15 protein-coding genes are annotated in these 16,175 nt (G+C 54.4%); 12 read left to right on the top strand and 3 right to left on the bottom strand.

What is annotated here, in order from left to right:
• Positions 1 to 4 precede the first annotated feature (4 nt).
• The 3 genes from glnD to map are packed head-to-tail and all read right to left on the bottom strand — an operon-like array spanning position 5 to position 3,860.
• A complete protein-coding gene (gene glnD, locus LG374_RS03130) occupies positions 5 to 2,587 on the bottom strand; it encodes a [protein-PII] uridylyltransferase (RefSeq protein ID WP_225756348.1) in 2,583 nt (860 codons plus the stop codon).
• Positions 2,563 to 3,045 carry a hypothetical protein gene (locus tag LG374_RS03125; RefSeq protein ID WP_225756347.1) on the bottom strand — a complete coding sequence of 161 codons (483 nt, stop codon included), beginning with the start codon at positions 3,043 to 3,045 and terminating at the stop codon, positions 2,563 to 2,565. Before LG374_RS03125 ends, glnD begins: the two co-directional genes overlap by 25 nt.
• 2 nt (positions 3,046 to 3,047) lie before the next feature.
• A complete protein-coding gene (gene map / locus LG374_RS03120) occupies positions 3,048 to 3,860 on the bottom strand; it encodes a type I methionyl aminopeptidase (RefSeq protein WP_225756346.1) in 813 nt (270 codons plus the stop codon).
• A 154-nt stretch (positions 3,861 to 4,014) separates the two neighbouring features.
• Here map and rpsB point away from each other — a divergent pair, with 154 nt between their 5' ends.
• The 12 genes from rpsB (at position 4,015) to pilQ (ending at position 16,170) form a co-directional block, all read left to right on the top strand.
• Positions 4,015 to 4,800: a 30S ribosomal protein S2 gene (gene rpsB / locus LG374_RS03115; RefSeq protein ID WP_225756345.1), complete on the top strand. Its 786-nt coding sequence runs from the start codon at positions 4,015 to 4,017 to the stop codon at positions 4,798 to 4,800.
• A gap of 82 nt (positions 4,801 to 4,882) precedes the next feature.
• Positions 4,883 to 5,767 (top strand): translation elongation factor Ts, encoded by an 885-nt coding sequence (tsf, locus tag LG374_RS03110; RefSeq protein ID WP_225756344.1) that lies wholly within the window; start codon positions 4,883 to 4,885, stop codon positions 5,765 to 5,767.
• Positions 5,768 to 5,918: 151 nt separating this feature from the next.
• Entirely contained in the window at positions 5,919 to 6,644 is a 726-nt protein-coding gene (gene pyrH / locus LG374_RS03105) for a UMP kinase (protein WP_006985902.1), read from the top strand.
• A 10-nt stretch (positions 6,645 to 6,654) separates the two neighbouring features.
• Entirely contained in the window at positions 6,655 to 7,212 is a 558-nt protein-coding gene (gene frr, locus LG374_RS03100; protein WP_225756343.1) for a ribosome recycling factor, read from the top strand.
• Positions 7,212 to 7,931, top strand: coding sequence for a polyprenyl diphosphate synthase (uppS, locus tag LG374_RS03095; RefSeq protein ID WP_225756342.1), 720 nt, complete (start codon positions 7,212 to 7,214; stop codon positions 7,929 to 7,931). Before frr ends, uppS begins: the two co-directional genes overlap by 1 nt.
• A gap of 11 nt (positions 7,932 to 7,942) precedes the next feature.
• Entirely contained in the window at positions 7,943 to 8,773 is an 831-nt protein-coding gene (locus LG374_RS03090) for a CDP-archaeol synthase (protein WP_225756341.1), read from the top strand.
• Between the two features lie 18 nt (positions 8,774 to 8,791).
• Positions 8,792 to 10,159, top strand: a complete 1,368-nt coding sequence (gene rseP / locus LG374_RS03085; RefSeq protein WP_225756340.1) for an RIP metalloprotease RseP — start codon at positions 8,792 to 8,794, stop codon at positions 10,157 to 10,159.
• A 912-nt stretch (positions 10,160 to 11,071) separates the two neighbouring features.
• Positions 11,072 to 12,115: a type IV pilus assembly protein PilM gene (gene pilM, locus LG374_RS03080; RefSeq protein ID WP_225756339.1), complete on the top strand. Its 1,044-nt coding sequence runs from the start codon at positions 11,072 to 11,074 to the stop codon at positions 12,113 to 12,115.
• Complete coding sequence (locus tag LG374_RS03075; RefSeq protein ID WP_225756338.1) at positions 12,115 to 12,732, top strand: PilN domain-containing protein; 618 nt, start codon at positions 12,115 to 12,117, stop codon at positions 12,730 to 12,732. Before pilM ends, LG374_RS03075 begins: the two co-directional genes overlap by 1 nt.
• Complete coding sequence (locus tag LG374_RS03070) at positions 12,729 to 13,379, top strand: type 4a pilus biogenesis protein PilO (protein ID WP_225756337.1); 651 nt, start codon at positions 12,729 to 12,731, stop codon at positions 13,377 to 13,379. Before LG374_RS03075 ends, LG374_RS03070 begins: the two co-directional genes overlap by 4 nt.
• Positions 13,363 to 13,944 (top strand): pilus assembly protein PilP, encoded by a 582-nt coding sequence (locus LG374_RS03065; protein ID WP_225756336.1) that lies wholly within the window; start codon positions 13,363 to 13,365, stop codon positions 13,942 to 13,944. The genes LG374_RS03070 and LG374_RS03065 overlap by 17 nt, the downstream gene beginning before the upstream one ends.
• 18 nt (positions 13,945 to 13,962) lie before the next feature.
• Positions 13,963 to 16,170, top strand: a complete 2,208-nt coding sequence (gene pilQ / locus LG374_RS03060; RefSeq protein WP_225756335.1) for a type IV pilus secretin PilQ — start codon at positions 13,963 to 13,965, stop codon at positions 16,168 to 16,170.
• The last annotated feature ends 5 nt before the right edge of the window (positions 16,171 to 16,175 follow it).

The following is a 16,175-nucleotide window of genomic DNA, read 5'->3' as shown; positions in this document are numbered from 1 at the left end:
GGCGCTATTGCAGTGCCTGCATGAGGTCTTGTTGCAGGGCGGCGATGGTGGCGGGGTCGGTCAGCGGGCGGTGTTCGCTGTCGGTGAGGTGGAAGGTGTCTTCGACTTTTTCGCCGTAGGTGCCGATTTTGGCGTGGCTGATGTGGATGTGATGCGCAAGCAGGATGCGGCTGATGTGTGAGAGCAGGCCGTGCCGGTCTTTGCAGGCGAGTTCGAGGGTGGTGCGCTCGTGGTCGGGGTCGTGGGTGATATTGACGTGGGCGGGCACGGTCATGTGGCGGTAGGCGGGTTTGGGCAGGCGTGCGCCAAGTGGCGGCGGCGGGCGGTCGTCCGCGATGTGGTGTTCGAGGTCGGCGGCAAGGTCAGGTGCGGGCGGCGGGGTGTCGTCCAGGGTGTATTGCTGGATGGTGAGGCGGTGGTCGTGGGTGCTGTACAGGCGCGCTTCGTGGATGTTGTGGTTGTGTTTTTCGAGGTAGTGGGTCACGCGGGCGAAGAGGATGTCCGCCGGATGCGGGCTGCTGATGATGAGGCGCGGCGGGTAGTCAGCACTCAGGCTGACGGCGTGGGCGTCGCCGCGCGCGAGCAGGTGTTCGGTTTTGGCGGCGATGTGTTCGGCGCTTTCGCCGAGGTAGTAGGCGTCCGGCAGGTTGGCCCATAGCGCGTCGATGGCGGCGGGTTGGGCGTTTTTGATGAGGGTTTTGGCGCGTTCGCGTTCGGCCTGGTGACGGGTATGCAGGCTGTGTTCTTGGTGTTCGAGCAGGTGGCGGGTCTGGCGGTAGAGGTTGTGGATGAGGCTGGCGCGCCAGTTGTTCCAGAGGTTGCGGTTGGTGGCGCGGATGTCGGCGATGGTGAGCAGGTAGAGGTAGTCGAGGTAGTCGCGCTGCGGGAAGCGGGCGGCGTATTCGGCGATGGTGGCCGGGTCGGCGAGGTCTTTTTTTTGCGCGGTGTGGCTGTGGTCGAGGTGGTGTTTGACGAGGTAGACGAGGAGGTCGCGTTCGGCCGGGCTGATGGCGTCGTTTTCGCGGGCGTAGAGGTCAGCGATTTGAGCACCGATGTCGCTGTGGTCGCCGTCGTAGCCTTTGCCGATGTCGTGGAAGAGGGCGGCGAGGTAGAGGATGGCAGGGTGTTTGAGGCGGCGCAGGGTGTCGGCGGCTTCTGGGTAGGCGGGGTCGGGGCGGACGAGTTGGTCGAGGGTGTTGATGAGGTTGAGGGTGTGCTGGTCCACGGTGTGCTGGTGGAAGAGGTCGTATTGCATGCGGCCGGTGATGTAGGCGAAGGCGGGGATGTAGCGGTAGAGCAGGCCGTATTGGTGGATGCGTTTGAGTTGGGGGTAGACGTTGCCGGGCTGGGCAAGCAGGGCGAGGAAGCAGCGGCGGTCGTCGGCGTCACGGCGGGTGGCGATGTCGGTGAGGCGGTCGCGTGAGCGGCGGATTTGCCGGACGAGGTCGGGGTGCAGGTCGTTGATGGTGGGGTTTTGTTGTAGGTAGTGGAAGATGTCCCACAGTTGGTGCGGTTTGTTGTTGAGGTTTTCGGGGTGGCGCAGGATGAGTTTGTTGTTTTTGGCGGCGTAGTCGCTGTTTAGCGGGATGGCGGGCTGCGGCGGCTGGTGGTCGGCTTCGATGAGGCTGACGACGCGCTGGTTGATGCGGCGGATGCGCATGGTGTGGCGGTAGTAGTGCTGCATGAGTTGTTCGATGGCCGGGTAGTTGCGCTGGTCGTGGTAGGCGAAGGTCGCCGCGAGGTGTTGTTGTTGGCCGAAGTCGAGGGTGTTTTTGCGGTGCGCGCTGCCGCTGTGCAGGGCGAAGCGGATGCGCCAGAGGGTGTCGCGGCTTTCGTCCAGCGCGGCGGCTTCGTTGGCGGTGAGCAGGTTTTTGGCGATGAGGGTGGTGTAGCTGTGGTCATGGTAGCAGTAGGCACTGAGCCAGCGGATCATGTGCAGGTCGCGCAGGCCGCCGCAGCCGTTTTTGAGGTCGGGTTCGAGTTGGCCGTGTTCTTCTTCTTCTTTGTGGTCGCGCGCGCGTTGTTCTTGTTGTTTGGCACGGATGTAGGCGGTGCGGGCGATGAGCGGCGGGCGGGCGGGGTCGATGGGGCGCGGTGCGCCGGCAAGCTGGCGGTTTTCGAGCAAGGCGGTGAGCAGGTCGGTATCGGCGCTGGCAGCGGCGTTGAGGTCGCGGTCGTGGTGGACGTGTTGGGAGATGTTGAGGCCGAGTTGCCAGAGGTGGGCGATGTAGGTTTCGATTTGTGCGTGGTCGGCGACGGTGCTGTTATCCGGCGCGAGGATGAGGATGTCGGTGTCGGAGGCGGGGAAGTGTTCGCCCCGTCCGTAGCCGCCGATGGCGTAGAGGCGGATGGCGGGGTTGGTGATGGTTTGTCGGTAGAGGGCGGTGAGGATGTGGTCGATTTGTGCGGTGTAGTGGGCGACGAGGCGGTGCACGTCGTAGTCGCGGCCTTTGATGTGCGCGGCGAGGGCGGGGCGCAGGCCGCGCAGGTAGTCGCGCGCGCGGCGGGCTTCGGTGTCAGGCGGGGCGGGCGGTTCTGCCGGTTGCCAGTCAGGCAGCAGGGTCAGGGTTTGTCGGGGGGGAGCCATTGTTGCAGGCGGCGGAAGGCGGCGTTGATGGCGGGGTGGGTGAGCCAGTGGGCGTCGTCGGGCGGGTCGCCGCTGATGTTGAGGTCGGCCTGGGCCATGTATTGGTCGGCACAGGCGGCGGCTTCGGCGCGGTGGTCGCTGGCTGGGTCGTGGATGTTGTACCAGTATTCGAGGGCGTTGTGGAAGGCGAGGATGTTGCCATCTGGCACGCCGCCTTCTTCCGCCAGCGCGTTCAGGGCGTCACCGATGTGGGTAAGGCGCCAGCTGCCTTCGCTGATTTCTTCGTAGAGGGCACACAGGTGCGGGCGCAGGTAGGGGTATACGGTGGCAAAGGTCGGGTCGGGCAGGTCGGCAGCAAGCGCGCGGGCGACGCGACGGGCAAAGGTGGCGCTTTGCTGGCGGGTGTAGCGGGCGAGGCGCGCGTTGAGGTAGGCGGTGTAGTCGTCGTAGGTCTGCATGGTCAGTCGGCGGGTGGGACGGTGCCGGTGGGGCTGATGCCGCGTGCGCGTTCAGCGGCGCTCAGGGTGAAGATTTCGTAGCCGTCAGCAGTCACCGCCAGGGTGTGTTCCCATTGTGCGGACAGTGAGCGGTCGCGGGTGACGACGGTCCAGCCGTCATTGAGGATTTTCAGGTCGCGCTTGCCGGCGTTGATCATCGGCTCGATGGTGAAGGTCATGCCCGCTTCGAGGACGGTGCCTTTACCCGGCTGACCAAAGTGCAGGACTTGCGGGTCTTCGTGGAAGCCGCGTCCGATGCCGTGACCGCAGAATTCGCGCACGATGCTGAAGCGTTCGTTTTCGGCAAATTGCTGGATGGCGTGGCCGATGTCGCCGAGGGTCGCGCCGGGGCGGACGCAGCGGATACCGCGCCACATGGCTTCGTAGGTGATGTCCACCAGGCGCTGGGCGAGGACGCCGGTCTCGCCGACGAGGAAGGTGCGGTTGGTGTCGCCGTGCCAGCCGTCTTTGATGACAGTGACGTCAATATTGACGATGTCACCGTTTTTCAGGGTCTTGTCGGACGGGATGCCGTGGCAGATGACGTGGTTGACCGAGATGCAGGTGGACGCGGGAAACGGCGGGCTGCCGTAGTTGAGGCAGGCGGGGATGGTGTGTTGCTCGTTGACCATGTAATCGTGGCAGCGGCGGTTAAGTTCAGCGGTGGTGACGCCGGGGACGACGTAAGGCTCGATCATGTCGAGGACATCGGCGGCAAGGCGTCCCGCGACGCGCATTTTTGCCAAATCTGCGTCGCTTTTCAGGGTGATGGTCATGGAATTTTCTGTTTGGTAATCAAGGGCGGCTATGGTATAAAGCGCGCGCCTTTCTGGCAACTAAAACACACAAACGCGGTAATTGACGCCCCGGGTGCCTTAACGGTTGGGGTGATCACGCGTTTGGAGGCTTAACCCTTTAATGGAGAATCAAATGAGTAAAGTCAGTATGCGCGAGCTGTTCGAAGCAGGCGCGCACTTTGGACACCGCACCCGTTTCTGGAACCCGAAAATGGCGCCGTATATCTACGGCAAACGGGGCGACATTCACATCATCAACCTCGAAAAAACTGTGCCGATGCTCAACGACGCGCTGAATTTCGTCAGCACCGTCGTCGCCAGTGGCGGCACCGTCATGTTCGTCGGCACCAAACGCAGCGCCTCCGAAGCTGTTGGCACCGCTGCTGCCCGTTGCGGTATGCCGTACGTCAACTTCCGCTGGCTCGGCGGGATGATGACCAACTTCAAAACTATCCGCCAGTCCGTCAACCGTCTTGAAGCCATTGAACGCATGGGCGAAGACGGCACCTTCCAGAAACTGGTGAAAAAAGAAGTCATCGTACTCGGCCGCGAACGCGACAAACTCGCCCGCTCTCTCACCGGTATCCGCCACATGCGCCGCCTGCCTGACGTTCTGTTCGTCATTGACGTGGGCCATGAACACATCGCTATCCAGGAAGCGAAAAAACTCGGCATCCCGGTCGTCGGTATCGTTGATACCAACAACCAGCTCGAAGGCGTCGATTACATCATTCCGGGTAACGACGACTCCGTCCGCGCCATCAACCTCTACGTGAACGCTGTTGCCGACACCATCCAGGAAGCAAAAGCATCTGTTACCACCGGCGGTGGTGAAAACGCTGAAAAAGCGCTGGAAGAAGCTGTCGTCGTGGCCGAAGAAGAAGTCGTCATTGTCGAAGAAACGCCGGCTGCCGAATAAAGCGCGCCATTTCTTCAATCCCCATCTGTGAATAAAAGGCTGCGGTATAACAACCGCAGCCGTCCCTATTTCAGGAGTACCCATGTCAGAAATATCCGCCAAACTGGTCAAAGAACTGCGCGAACGCACCGGCGCAGGCATGATGGAATGCAAAAAAGCCCTCGTCGAAATGAAGGGCGACATCGAAGCAGCCATTGAGCACATGCGCAAAACCGGCCTCGCCAAAGCCGACAAGAAAGCGGGCCGCGTTGCCGCTGAAGGCGTACTGGTCGTATCCACCAGTGACGACAATAAACACGTCACCATCCTCGAAGCTAACTGCGAAACCGACTTTGTTGCCATGGGCGACGAATTCCGCAGCTTTGCCGAGCGCCTCGCTGATATCGCCCGCAGCCAAAATCTCGCCGATGTAGATGCGTTGAACGCTGCCGAATTTGCCCCGGGCGTCACTGCTGACGAACGCCGCCGCGAACTCGTCGCCAAAATTGGCGAAAACATGAATATCCGCCGCTTTGAAACCTACAACGCTGGTAACGGTGTGGTTGGTTCCTACCTGCACGGCAAAAAAATCGGTGTACTGGTGGAAATCAGCACCAGCGACATCGAACTCGCCAAAGACATCGCCATGCACGTCGCCGCCAGCAACCCGCTTGCTCTTGATGCTGCCTCGTTGTCGCCGGAATTCATCGCCAAAGAGCGCGAAATTGCCCAGGCCAAAGCCGAACAAAGCGGCAAACCGGCCAACATCATCGAAAAAATGGTTGAAGGCGCCATGAAAAAACTGTTCAGCGAAGTCACCCTGAAAGGGCAGAGCTTCGTCAAGAACGGCGACATCACCGTTGAGCAACTGTTGAAAGAAAAAGGCGCGGAAGTCGTGCGTTTCACCCGCTACGAACTGGGCGAAGGCATCGAAAAAGAAGAATCCGACTTCGTCGCCGAAGTCATGGCACAGGCCAAAGGCGTATAAATCTGCCCAGCGCTTGTCTGCAAAACCGCCGCCCATCGGCGGTTTTTTTGTGCGGTAAACGAGGTAAAAGGCAGGGTGGCAAGTGGTTTTTGTCGCCCGTATTACTGCCGCGTCTATAATGCACGGCGATTTTTAACGTCGGAGAACTCACATGTCTATCAATAAGTCCCCTAAATATAAAAGAATTTTGCTGAAAATGAGCGGCGAGGCGCTGATGGGCGAGCAGGCCTTCGGGCTGGATGCCAATGTGGTGCGCCGTATCGCCGGAGAAATCCGCCAACTCGCCGAGGCAGGCGTAGAGGTTGCCATTGTCGTCGGCGGTGGCAATTTGTTCCGGGGCGCGCAGCTTGCCGCGCTTGGCATGGAACGGGTGACGGGCGACCACATGGGGATGCTCGCTACCCTGATGAATGCGCTCGCCATTCAGGATGCCCTGGAGCAGATTGAGGTACCGGTGCGGGTGATGTCGGCGCTGATTATCGACCAGGTCTGCGAGCCGTTCATCCGTCGCCGAGCCATTCGTCACTTGGAAAAGGGCAGGGTGGTGATTTGCGCCGCTGGCACCGGCAATCCGTTTTTCACCACTGACAGCGCCGCCAGTTTGCGCGCGGTCGAGCTGGAAGTGGACGCGATGTTCAAGGCGACGAAGGTCGATGGCGTCTATTCCAAGGACCCTAAACGTTTTGATGATGCGGTAAAATACGATGACCTCAGCTATCGTCAGGTACTTGCTGACAATTTGAATGTGATGGACGCGACTTCCGTGGTGATGTGCCGCGACAATGACATGCCGCTGGTGGTATTTAATATGACCAAACCCGATGAGATTGTCCGCGCCGTGTTTGATGACGGCGTCGGCACTGTTATCCACGCTTAATGGAGTTTTTATGTTGCAAGATATTTTTAAGGACGCCGGCGCCCGCATGGAGAAATCCGTCAAGTCGCTGGAACATGAATTGAGCAAAATCCGCACCGGCCGTGCCAATACGAGTCTGCTGGACCATGTGCAGGTTGAGTATTATGGCTCAATGGTGCCGTTATCGCAGGCGGCGAATGTTTCCGTCACCGATCACCGCAGTCTGAGCATTCAGGTCTGGGAGCGCAATATGATTGCCGTCATTGAGAAAGCCATCATCAATTCGGATTTAGGCCTGACCCCGAACACCGCCGGGCAGACGATTCATATTAATCTGCCGCCGCTCACCGAGGAACGCCGTAAAGACCTGGTGAAGATCGTGCGTGGCGAGGGCGAGCAGGCCAAGGTCGCTATCCGCAATGTGCGCCGTGATGCCATTCAAAGCGTCAAACAGTTGGTGAATGACAAGCAGGCGTCCGAGGACGATGAACGCCGCGCGGAAACGGAAATCCAGAAGCTGACAGATAAATATGTCGAGCAGGTGGATAAGGTGTTGTCGGAAAAGGAAAAGGAACTGATGGAGGTCTGATGGCCGCCACGCCTCCCCCGCCTGCCCATGTTGCCATCATCATGGATGGCAATGGCCGCTGGGCGCAGCAACATCTGCGTCCGCGGGCGTTTGGGCACAAGGCCGGGCGACTGGCGGTGGATCGTGTCGTCACCGCTTGCGCGCAGCGCGGGGTGAAAACGCTCAGTTTGTACGCATTTAGCACGGAAAACTGGCGGCGGCCGCCGCATGAAGTGAAGGTGCTGATGGAATTGATTGAAGCGGCACTGCGCGAGGAAGCAGCGAAGATGCAGCGCAACGACATCCGCTTGCGCGTGCTGGGCGACCGCCTGCCGTTATCCGGTTCATTGCGTGACGCGATTGACGCGGCGGAAACCCTTACCGCCGCGTGTTCGTGTATGGATGTGGTGCTGGCCATCAATTACAGCGGCCAGTGGGCGTTGATCGAAACTGCGCGCCGCTTGGCGCAAGCCGCTGCCGCCGGGGAAATCGCCCCCGCCATGCTGGATGAACAAACTTTTGCCACTTACCGCCCCATGCCTGATTTGCCGCCCGTTGATCTGCTGATTCGCAGTAGCGGCGAGATGCGCCTGAGCAATTTCCACTTGTGGGAACTCGCTTACGCCGAATTATGGTTCACCGATGTGCTCTGGCCGGATTTCGGCGAGGCACAACTCGACGCGGCATTCGCCGCCTATCATCACCGCGACCGCCGCTTTGGCGCCCTGTCGCATTCCTGAGACTATTTATTATGCTGCTCTATCGAATTCTGACCGTGCTGGTCATCGCCCCGCTATTCTTTTGGGTCAACCTCTACGCCAATACCTTCTGGTTCAATGCCTTCTGGCTGGCGCTGGTGGCACTCGCCGCCCGCGAATGGGGCAATCTGCTGCGCTGGGACAGGGTGCGGCAGTGGAAATTTGCCCTGTTGAATGCCGCCTTTGCCTTCCTCGGCCTGCTGGTGGTGGAAGCCGGATGCAAGGTGCAACACACGACCCTGTTGTTCTGGTTCCTGATTATCGCCAGCCTGCTGTGGCTGTTTATCGTGCCCTATGCGCTCTATCGCTACAGCCGCGATCAGCGCCTCAATCTCTCGGATAGCATCCTCAGCGTCATCGGTTCCGTGATGCTGCTTGCCTTCGTCTGGGCAACCGTTGCCATCCGGCAGCAGATTCATGGCGGTGGCCTGCTGGGACTGTTCATCATCGTCTGGTGCAGCGACATCGGTGCCTACTTCGCCGGTCGTTACTACGGTAAACGCAAACTGGCAGAACATATCAGTCCGAAAAAAACCGTGGAAGGCTTCATTGGCGGCTTTGTTGCGGCGATGCTGGCTGCCGTGGTGCTGGCGCTGTGTGTGTCATTACCGCTATCGCTGCCCCACTTCCTGTCGCTGACCGTGCTGGTCGTTATCTACGCCGTCATCGGCGACCTGTGGGAAAGCGTGCTGAAACGTCGCGCCGGTATCAAGGACAGCAGCAACATCCTGCCTGGTCACGGCGGCATCCTTGACCGCATCGACAGCTGGCTATCGGCGATGGTGCTGTGGGCAGCGGGTTTTCTTTACGCCGGTCTTTACTGACAAACATCCTGTACCCTTATGACCTCCCTCTTACCCATCCTCTGGGGCATCATCGGTTTCGCCATCACCATCGGTATCCTCGTCACCATCCACGAATGGGGCCACTTCCAGATGGCGCGTTGCTTCGACGTCAAAATCCTCCGCTTCTCGCTTGGCTTTGGCCGTCCGCTGCTGAAATGGCGCGGCAAAAAAGACGGCACCCTCTACACCCTCGCCTGGATACCGCTTGGCGGTTACGTGCAAATGCTCGGTGAAAGCGACGGCGAAGCGGTCAATGATGCAGAAAAATGCCGTACCTTCGCTGCGAAAAAAGCCTGGCAACGCTTCCTGATCGCTTTCGCCGGACCGGCGGTCAACCTGCTTTTCGCCGTGCTTGTTTTTGCCGCCCTCTACCTCTTTGGCGTACAGGGACTGCGTCCGGAAGTCGCCTACGTCGCGCCGGACAGCCTCGCTGCCCGCGCCGGATTACAAGTAGGCGACCTGATTCGTGCCGTGGAAGGCAAGAACGTCAAACTCGGCGGCGAAACTCACGTCGCCCTGGTTGGCGCACCCCGCCGCGATGACGTAACCATCGTCATCGAACGGGGCGGACAAGAAGAAGTCCTGCGCCTTGACCTGAGCGGGCTGCAAAAAGGTGACGAGCTGAAAATGGACGAAGCGACGGGTCTGTACCTCGTAGATGAATGGTTGCCCGCGACCGTGGCGGAAGTCATGCCGGACAGCCCGGCTGCCGCAATGGGTATCAAAAAAGGCGACCGCATCATCGCGCTTAACGACAAAGCCATCGACCTGATCCGCATTGGTCGCAGTATCGCCGCCGGCAAACCGGGCGATGCCGTGCGCGTAACCGTTATCCGCGATGGCAGTGAACACATCCTGCATGGCACCCTCGGTGTGCGTCCCGATGACAAAGAAAAACAGCGGGGCTACCTCGGCACCCGATGGCAACGCGCGGACGTATCCGCCTACGTTGCCGTCGAACGTTACGGCCTGTGGCAAGCCCTGCAACACGGCTGGGGCAAAGTCGTCTATTACACCCGCCTGACCTATAACATGTTCGGCAGAATGTTCGCGGGCAAAGTCTCGCTGGATAACATTGGCGGCCCCATCACCATCGGTGACGCCGCTGGACGGACGCTGACCTACGGCTGGGACATCTTCCTGAACTTCCTTGGCGTGGTCAGTCTGTCGCTGGCGGCCATTAACTTGCTACCGGTACCGCTGCTGGACGGCGGCCATATGCTCTTTTACGCCCTGGAAACCATACGCGGCAAACCGCTGTCCGCACGTACCATGAAATGGGCACTGCGCTTCGGCGGCTCACTGGTGTATGCGCTGATGGCTTTTGTCGTCCTTAAAGACCTGTGGAAATACCTGATCCGATAAACATCCCGCTTGGTGAGGCCAGTAAACATTCCGCTTGGCGGGGCCAGTAAATATCCCGCTTGGCGGGGCTAATAAATATCCCGCTTGGCGGGGCTAGTAAATATCCCGCTTGGCGGGGCTAGTAAATATCCCGCTTGGCGGGGCCAGTAAATATCCCGCTTGGCGAGGCCAGTAAACATCCCGCTTGGCGGGGTCAGTACATATCCCGTTTAGCGGGGCTAGTAAATATCCCGCTTGGCGGGGCTAGTAAATATCCCGCTTGGCGGGGCTAGTAAATATCCCGCTTGGCGAGGCCAGTAAACATCCCGCTTGGCGGGGTCAGTACATATCCCGTTTAGCGAGGCCAGTAAACATCCCGCTTGGCGGGGTCAGTACATATCCCGTTTAGCGAGGCCAGTAAACATCCCGCTTGGCGAGGCCAGTAAACATCCCGCTTGGCGAGGTCAGTAAACATCCCGCTTGGCGAGGCCAGTAAACATCCCGCTTGGCGGAGGTCGGAAAACCGCCGCATCCCAAACACTTTCTACAATATGACACCCCGTTAACTTGGGGTATTTGTTGTTATGCGCCTTGCAGGTTCTACGCAAGATTGCAAGAGAAGGGCGTGCAGACAAACATGAAATTTATGTTACAATACGCCCATGCAAAATTTGTTGTTTTCCGGACACGAAAAAATTTCCCTTACCTTTCATAAGCATGAACTGAAACATTGCAAAATGCTTAATAAAAGACTAACCGAATATTGATTTTTGTTCAGAAAGTGGCTAAATTGAGCTTGGGATTTGATAAGAACGTTTCAAGACTGTTGTAACGATGAAACCCGGTAACGGGAACGAACTTGGCAGAACGACGCCTCGCATTGTCCTTCAAATCGTTTCATCCTTGCGGCAGACTTAAAAGGAGTTATGACATATGTTGGGAAAACCTGAGATTATCGGGGTAGATATCGGGCAATACAGCATCAAAATTGCCCGGGTCAAACAGTCCGGTAAAAGTTTTACCGCGAATCACCTCGCTTACGAAGTGATACCGCCGGATGTACGCCAGCAGCGGGATCGCGTTACCTTGGGCAGAATCGTTGCAGGTGCCCTGAAAAAACAAAAGCTTTCCAAAGGATTGCCAGTGCTGCATATCAATACCGGTGATGCCATTATGCGGGAAGTCACCGTGGATGCGGGTCTACGCGGTAACGAACTGGAAGGTGCTATTGAGCTTGAATTGAACGACGCTATCCCTTTCGGCATGGACCAAGTCTATTTTGACTTCGACGAAGTCCCTAATAAAAGAGGTACCCGTCTCGTAGTTGCTGTGCGTCGTGACGTTGCCGACGAAAAAACTGCACTGCTCAACAATCTGCCAAAGACCTTTACTGCGCCCCATGTGGATGTTGATGCTTTCGCCTTCAATCGCGTTCTGAATTATGTCGCCAGAAACGATAGCGCTGTTGGTAAGGGAGGGCGCGTGATGCTGATTGATATCGGTTTTAACCGCAGCCGTTTCTATGTTTGCAAAGGTGGCGAACTGTTGTTCAGTCGCGAACAGCAAATTGGCGGTAATACCGTGAATGAAATCATCATGGACGTTTTCGATATTGATGCCGAATCAGCGGAGAACCGCAAAATTGGCCGCAGCTTTGGCGATGAATACAGAGATTTAGTCCTGACCCCTTATGTGCAGACCTTCACAGAACAGCTGCATTTGGCGATGGATTTCTACGAAGCCAATAATGTCAGCGAGAGTGCTGATCCAATCCGGGCTATCTATCTAACCGGCGGTGGTTCACGACTGAGTGGCTTTGTAGAAGCACTGGGGGCTGCAAATGTTTCCCATAACATCAGATTGTTGAATCTGGCACCGTACGTCAAACTGTCTGGTTCACAACGATCAGATGAAACCTTGCAGTCTGGTATCAATCATGCCTTGGCAATAGGCTTAGCGATGGAAGGCACAAACTAATGGCTAGAAAATTTAACCTGCAACCGTGGCGGGCACAACGCCGCGAAGAGCAAAGAAAAACCTTCACCTATGCAACGATAGCAATAGTTATTGCCTGTGCGCTTGCATTAGCTGCTAATTATTGGTACGAAACCAACTATATAGAACAACAGGAAGTGGCTAAGGAGCAGATAAAGAGCGAAACCGCAAAACTGTCTAAAGCTAAAAGTGAAGTTGAGCGATTGACGGAATTGAACAGACAAGTCAATTTGCAGATTGAGGTTATTCAAGGATTACAGGCACAGCGCGGCTTGGTTACTGAAATGCTTGATTATATTGCAAAAAACACACCAGAAACTATCTTTTTACGATCCGTAGATTACCAAGCTGGTGAAATTGGTAAGGATGGAAGCGTTGCAATTAAGGGTATTGCAATGAACGACAGTGCGGTAGCACAATTTATCCGTAATATGGAAAAATTTTCCTATTTCTCGCCACCGGCTGATGTGGAAAGAATTACGGGTACCGTTGGTGATGAAAAGAGTTTTACCGTACCCCCAAATAGCGAAGTAAAAGAATTCGTCATTCATGTGAAAGTAAAGCGTGAACCTACTAAGACAGAAGGAGGTCAAGGATGAAATTTGTATCGCCGGGCCAGTTAGATACCAGTAACCCTGGGACTTGGCCAATATATTATAAGATCATATTATGGGTAGCCCTTATTGGTTTTGGTGCCTTTGTTTACAATAAATTTGTTCGAGAACCTTTGATGGAGCAACAGAGTGCAAACCAAGTTGAAATTGATTCCTTAAAGGCAAAATATAAGCAGCTATATCAATATACACAGGATTTACCAAAGTATCAGGAGCGTTCAGCGGAACTGGTTGCTATTCTAAAATCGTTACTGGAATTTCTGCCTTCACAGGATGAAATGCCTGATTTGATTGATAATGTATATGAATCAGGAATTGATAATAACATTATCTTTAATCAGTTCCAGCCAAAAGCTGATGTGAAGTTGAGCTTCTATGATGTTAAGCCTATTGATTTGGATGCAGATACTAAATATGCGAACTTTTCTCAATTTACTAGTAGAATATCTGCCTTGCAGCGCATCTTGAATGTCTCTGATATGTCAATTAAGATTGATGAAAAAGATCCAAATAAATTGGCTATTAAAAGTCAGTTGCAGACTTATGTCTATAATCAAAATTTGGATGAATTCCTCAAACAGGATATAAATCAGCTCAAGAATAGTGGAGGGGAAAATGCAAATGGCCAATAAGTCAATATTGTATCAGCTTGCGGTATTGCCATTCGCTATCTGTTTTGCTACAGGTTTCATCGGAAGTAATCCAGAGACTGAGGCGACTCAATTTATTCAAGATACTCAGAATACCGTCAAACCAAGTGCTAATTTGGATTTGGGCCCATTGCCGGTGAACCAGGAGTATCATCCTTATGTCTATAGCGCGGAAGATGCTGATCCATTTGCACTAAAGTCGTTTGTAGTTGATGCAAGTGTGCCGGCAGATGGCAGTACTAATGCTTGTGCCGATGATGACTGTGGTGACGGTGCCCCCACGCCCCATGAAAAATATTTTCTTGAAAATTACGAGTTAAATCAATTATGGATGGTGGGTACTGTCCTTAAGAAGAATCAACGGCGTGCAGCTTTGATCCAAACGCCGGATGCCGGTGTGGTTAATGTCGTGCAAGGCGAATACATGGGCAAAAATAATGGCCTGATTATCTCGATCAAGCCCGATCAAGTTGTAGTACGTGAGAAACATAGAATTCCGCGTGGTTGGCAGAATAGAATTGCCATTTTAGAATTATTTACTTATTGATTTTTAGAGGTTATGGATATGAAACACATTTTTACCGGTAGCTTATTGTTGCTTTCCTCAAGTCTGTATGCAGCTAGCATTAGCGGCGTAGAACATGGTAGCGGTGCTGGTGGATATCAGGTAATATTCAAAAATGCCGGCGTTAAACCACAAGCCTTTAATACAGATTCCTCTATTGTGCTGGATTTTCCTAATACGACTTCTAGTATGAGAACTCGTGGTGTCGATGTTGCGCAAAATGGTATTTATAACGTTGAAGTTATACCGGGACAAGGACGTACGCGTGCCGTTATTAATCTGTCCGCACCGACAACGTATAACGTTAGCCTGCAAGGGCAGGATGTTGTCGTCAGTGTGGCTGCCAATACCGGGCGGGTAGCAAAACCTGCCAATAATAATGCTACCGGTGGATTCCGAGGAGCTGTTAATAGACAGGTTGGTGCTGGCACGGCGACTGTTGGCCGAGGGGTTAATACGGTTACTGCACTTGCTCCTAAATTCAATAAGTTGGGGAATGGTAACGGTGCCCAGTTTACATTCAATCTTCCTTCTCCCGATACAGTTGTTAATCTTCGTAAAGATGGCAATCGTGTTGTTGCTGAGATTCCGGGTATCAGCATAGCTAATAATGAACAAAAGCAACTGGATGTTCGCGATTACAGCACGCCTGTCAATACGGCAACGATTCAAAGAGCCGGTCGTGGCGCCAAGATCACCTTGGATATGGGCGGTAACGCCTATGAATTCGTAAACTACCAAAGCGGCACGGCTTATACGATTGAAATCAGAAAACCGGCGCAAAGTGCCCAAGATCGTAAAGTGCAGGAACTACTGGGCTTTGGCAGTGGTAAGCAATATCGAGGCGAGCCGTTATCCCTGAACTTCCAGGACATTGAAGTGCGTGCTGTCTTACAAATTATCTCGGAATTCACCAAAAACAATATTGTGGTGAGTGACGGTGTGACTGGCAATATCACTTTGCGTTTGGATAATGTACCTTGGGATCAAGCGCTGGATATTATTCTGAAAACCAAAGGACTGGATAAACGCGAAAGTGGTGGTGTCATCTATGTTGCTACCTTGGACGAATTAAGAGATTCTGAGCTGAAAGTTCTCTCAACGCTCAAAGAGAAAAGGGATTTGACGCCTACGCGTATTGATCGCATCCAAGTGCAATTCGCGCGTGCTGTAGATCTTAAGAAACTCATAGAAGAAGCTAAGAAAAATACAGGTTCTTCTACGAGTGGAACCTCATATAATAATACGGTAGATTCTATTCTCTCTGATCGTGGTTCAGTATCAGTGGATGAAAGGACTAATACCCTTATTGTTAATGATATTCCGGAAAAAATCCAAGCCGTACGTGAGCTCGTTGCTGAATTGGATAAACCGGTTAAACAGGTGTTGATTGATTCCCGGATTGTGCTTACTGAAGATAACTATGCCCGTGATTTGGGCGCTCGCTTCGGTGTGTCCTTCGTTAACCCTAATAGCAACAGTTTGGTTGTGGGTAGTGGTAAAAACGAGGCGACGACACAATTTGCTGTTGATACGATAAATGGAACTACACCGAGAACTATACCGGATTTGTCTAACCGCTTGGGTGTCAATATGCCGGTGACCGCAGGTTCAGGAAACCCTGCTAGCTATGGTCTTTCCATTCTAAGTGGCGATTTCTTGGTGGATTTGGAACTCTCTGCGCTGCAAACTGAAGGGCGTGTAGAAATCCTCTCCAGCCCGCGCGTTGTCACCCAAGATGGTGCTGTTGCCGAAGTATGGTCTGGTACTGAAGTGCCGATCATCACTAAAGATGAAGATGGTACTAATAACTTGGAAACTGTATCAGCTTCTCTACGTCTGAATGTTACCCCACGTATCGCGCCGAATAACATGGTCGATATGGAATTGAACATCAACAATGATGAGCTGGGTAATAACGTTTCCGTTGCGGGACAAACTCAATTTTCCAAGAATATAAGTGGCGTGAAAACCAATGTCTTGGTGGATAACGGTGAGACGATAGTCTTGGGCGGTGTTTATAAACAAACGCAAAAAGCTTCTACCGATAAAGTTCCGCTTTTGGGTGATATCCCAGTCATTGGTAATGCCTTCAAGAAAAACTCACGCACCTTCAACAAGAGCGAAATGCTGATCTTCGTTACCCCGCGTATTGTTGATAAGCGCTTGGTGGATAACGACAAGTTCTCCAACTTGCCAAATAGATAAGCGGC

Source organism: Cardiobacterium sp. Marseille-Q4385, assembly GCF_916618745.1.
Lineage (GTDB): Bacteria > Pseudomonadota > Gammaproteobacteria > Cardiobacteriales > Cardiobacteriaceae > Cardiobacterium.
This window is presented reverse-complemented; position numbering and strand designations above follow the sequence as displayed.

Coding starts and splice junctions, on each gene's coding strand:
- glnD (WP_225756348.1), bottom strand. CDS start 2,587: ATGGCTCCCCCCCGACAAACCCTGACCCTGCTGCCTGACTGGCAACCG.
- LG374_RS03125 (WP_225756347.1), bottom strand. CDS start 3,045: ATGCAGACCTACGACGACTACACCGCCTACCTCAACGCGCGCCTCGCC.
- map (WP_225756346.1), bottom strand. CDS start 3,860: ATGACCATCACCCTGAAAAGCGACGCAGATTTGGCAAAAATGCGCGTC.
- rpsB (WP_225756345.1), top strand. CDS start 4,015: ATGAGTAAAGTCAGTATGCGCGAGCTGTTCGAAGCAGGCGCGCACTTT.
- tsf (WP_225756344.1), top strand. CDS start 4,883: ATGTCAGAAATATCCGCCAAACTGGTCAAAGAACTGCGCGAACGCACC.
- pyrH (WP_006985902.1), top strand. CDS start 5,919: ATGTCTATCAATAAGTCCCCTAAATATAAAAGAATTTTGCTGAAAATG.
- frr (WP_225756343.1), top strand. CDS start 6,655: ATGTTGCAAGATATTTTTAAGGACGCCGGCGCCCGCATGGAGAAATCC.
- uppS (WP_225756342.1), top strand. CDS start 7,212: ATGGCCGCCACGCCTCCCCCGCCTGCCCATGTTGCCATCATCATGGAT.
- LG374_RS03090 (WP_225756341.1), top strand. CDS start 7,943: ATGCTGCTCTATCGAATTCTGACCGTGCTGGTCATCGCCCCGCTATTC.
- rseP (WP_225756340.1), top strand. CDS start 8,792: ATGACCTCCCTCTTACCCATCCTCTGGGGCATCATCGGTTTCGCCATC.
- pilM (WP_225756339.1), top strand. CDS start 11,072: ATGTTGGGAAAACCTGAGATTATCGGGGTAGATATCGGGCAATACAGC.
- LG374_RS03075 (WP_225756338.1), top strand. CDS start 12,115: ATGGCTAGAAAATTTAACCTGCAACCGTGGCGGGCACAACGCCGCGAA.
- LG374_RS03070 (WP_225756337.1), top strand. CDS start 12,729: ATGAAATTTGTATCGCCGGGCCAGTTAGATACCAGTAACCCTGGGACT.
- LG374_RS03065 (WP_225756336.1), top strand. CDS start 13,363: ATGCAAATGGCCAATAAGTCAATATTGTATCAGCTTGCGGTATTGCCA.
- pilQ (WP_225756335.1), top strand. CDS start 13,963: ATGAAACACATTTTTACCGGTAGCTTATTGTTGCTTTCCTCAAGTCTG.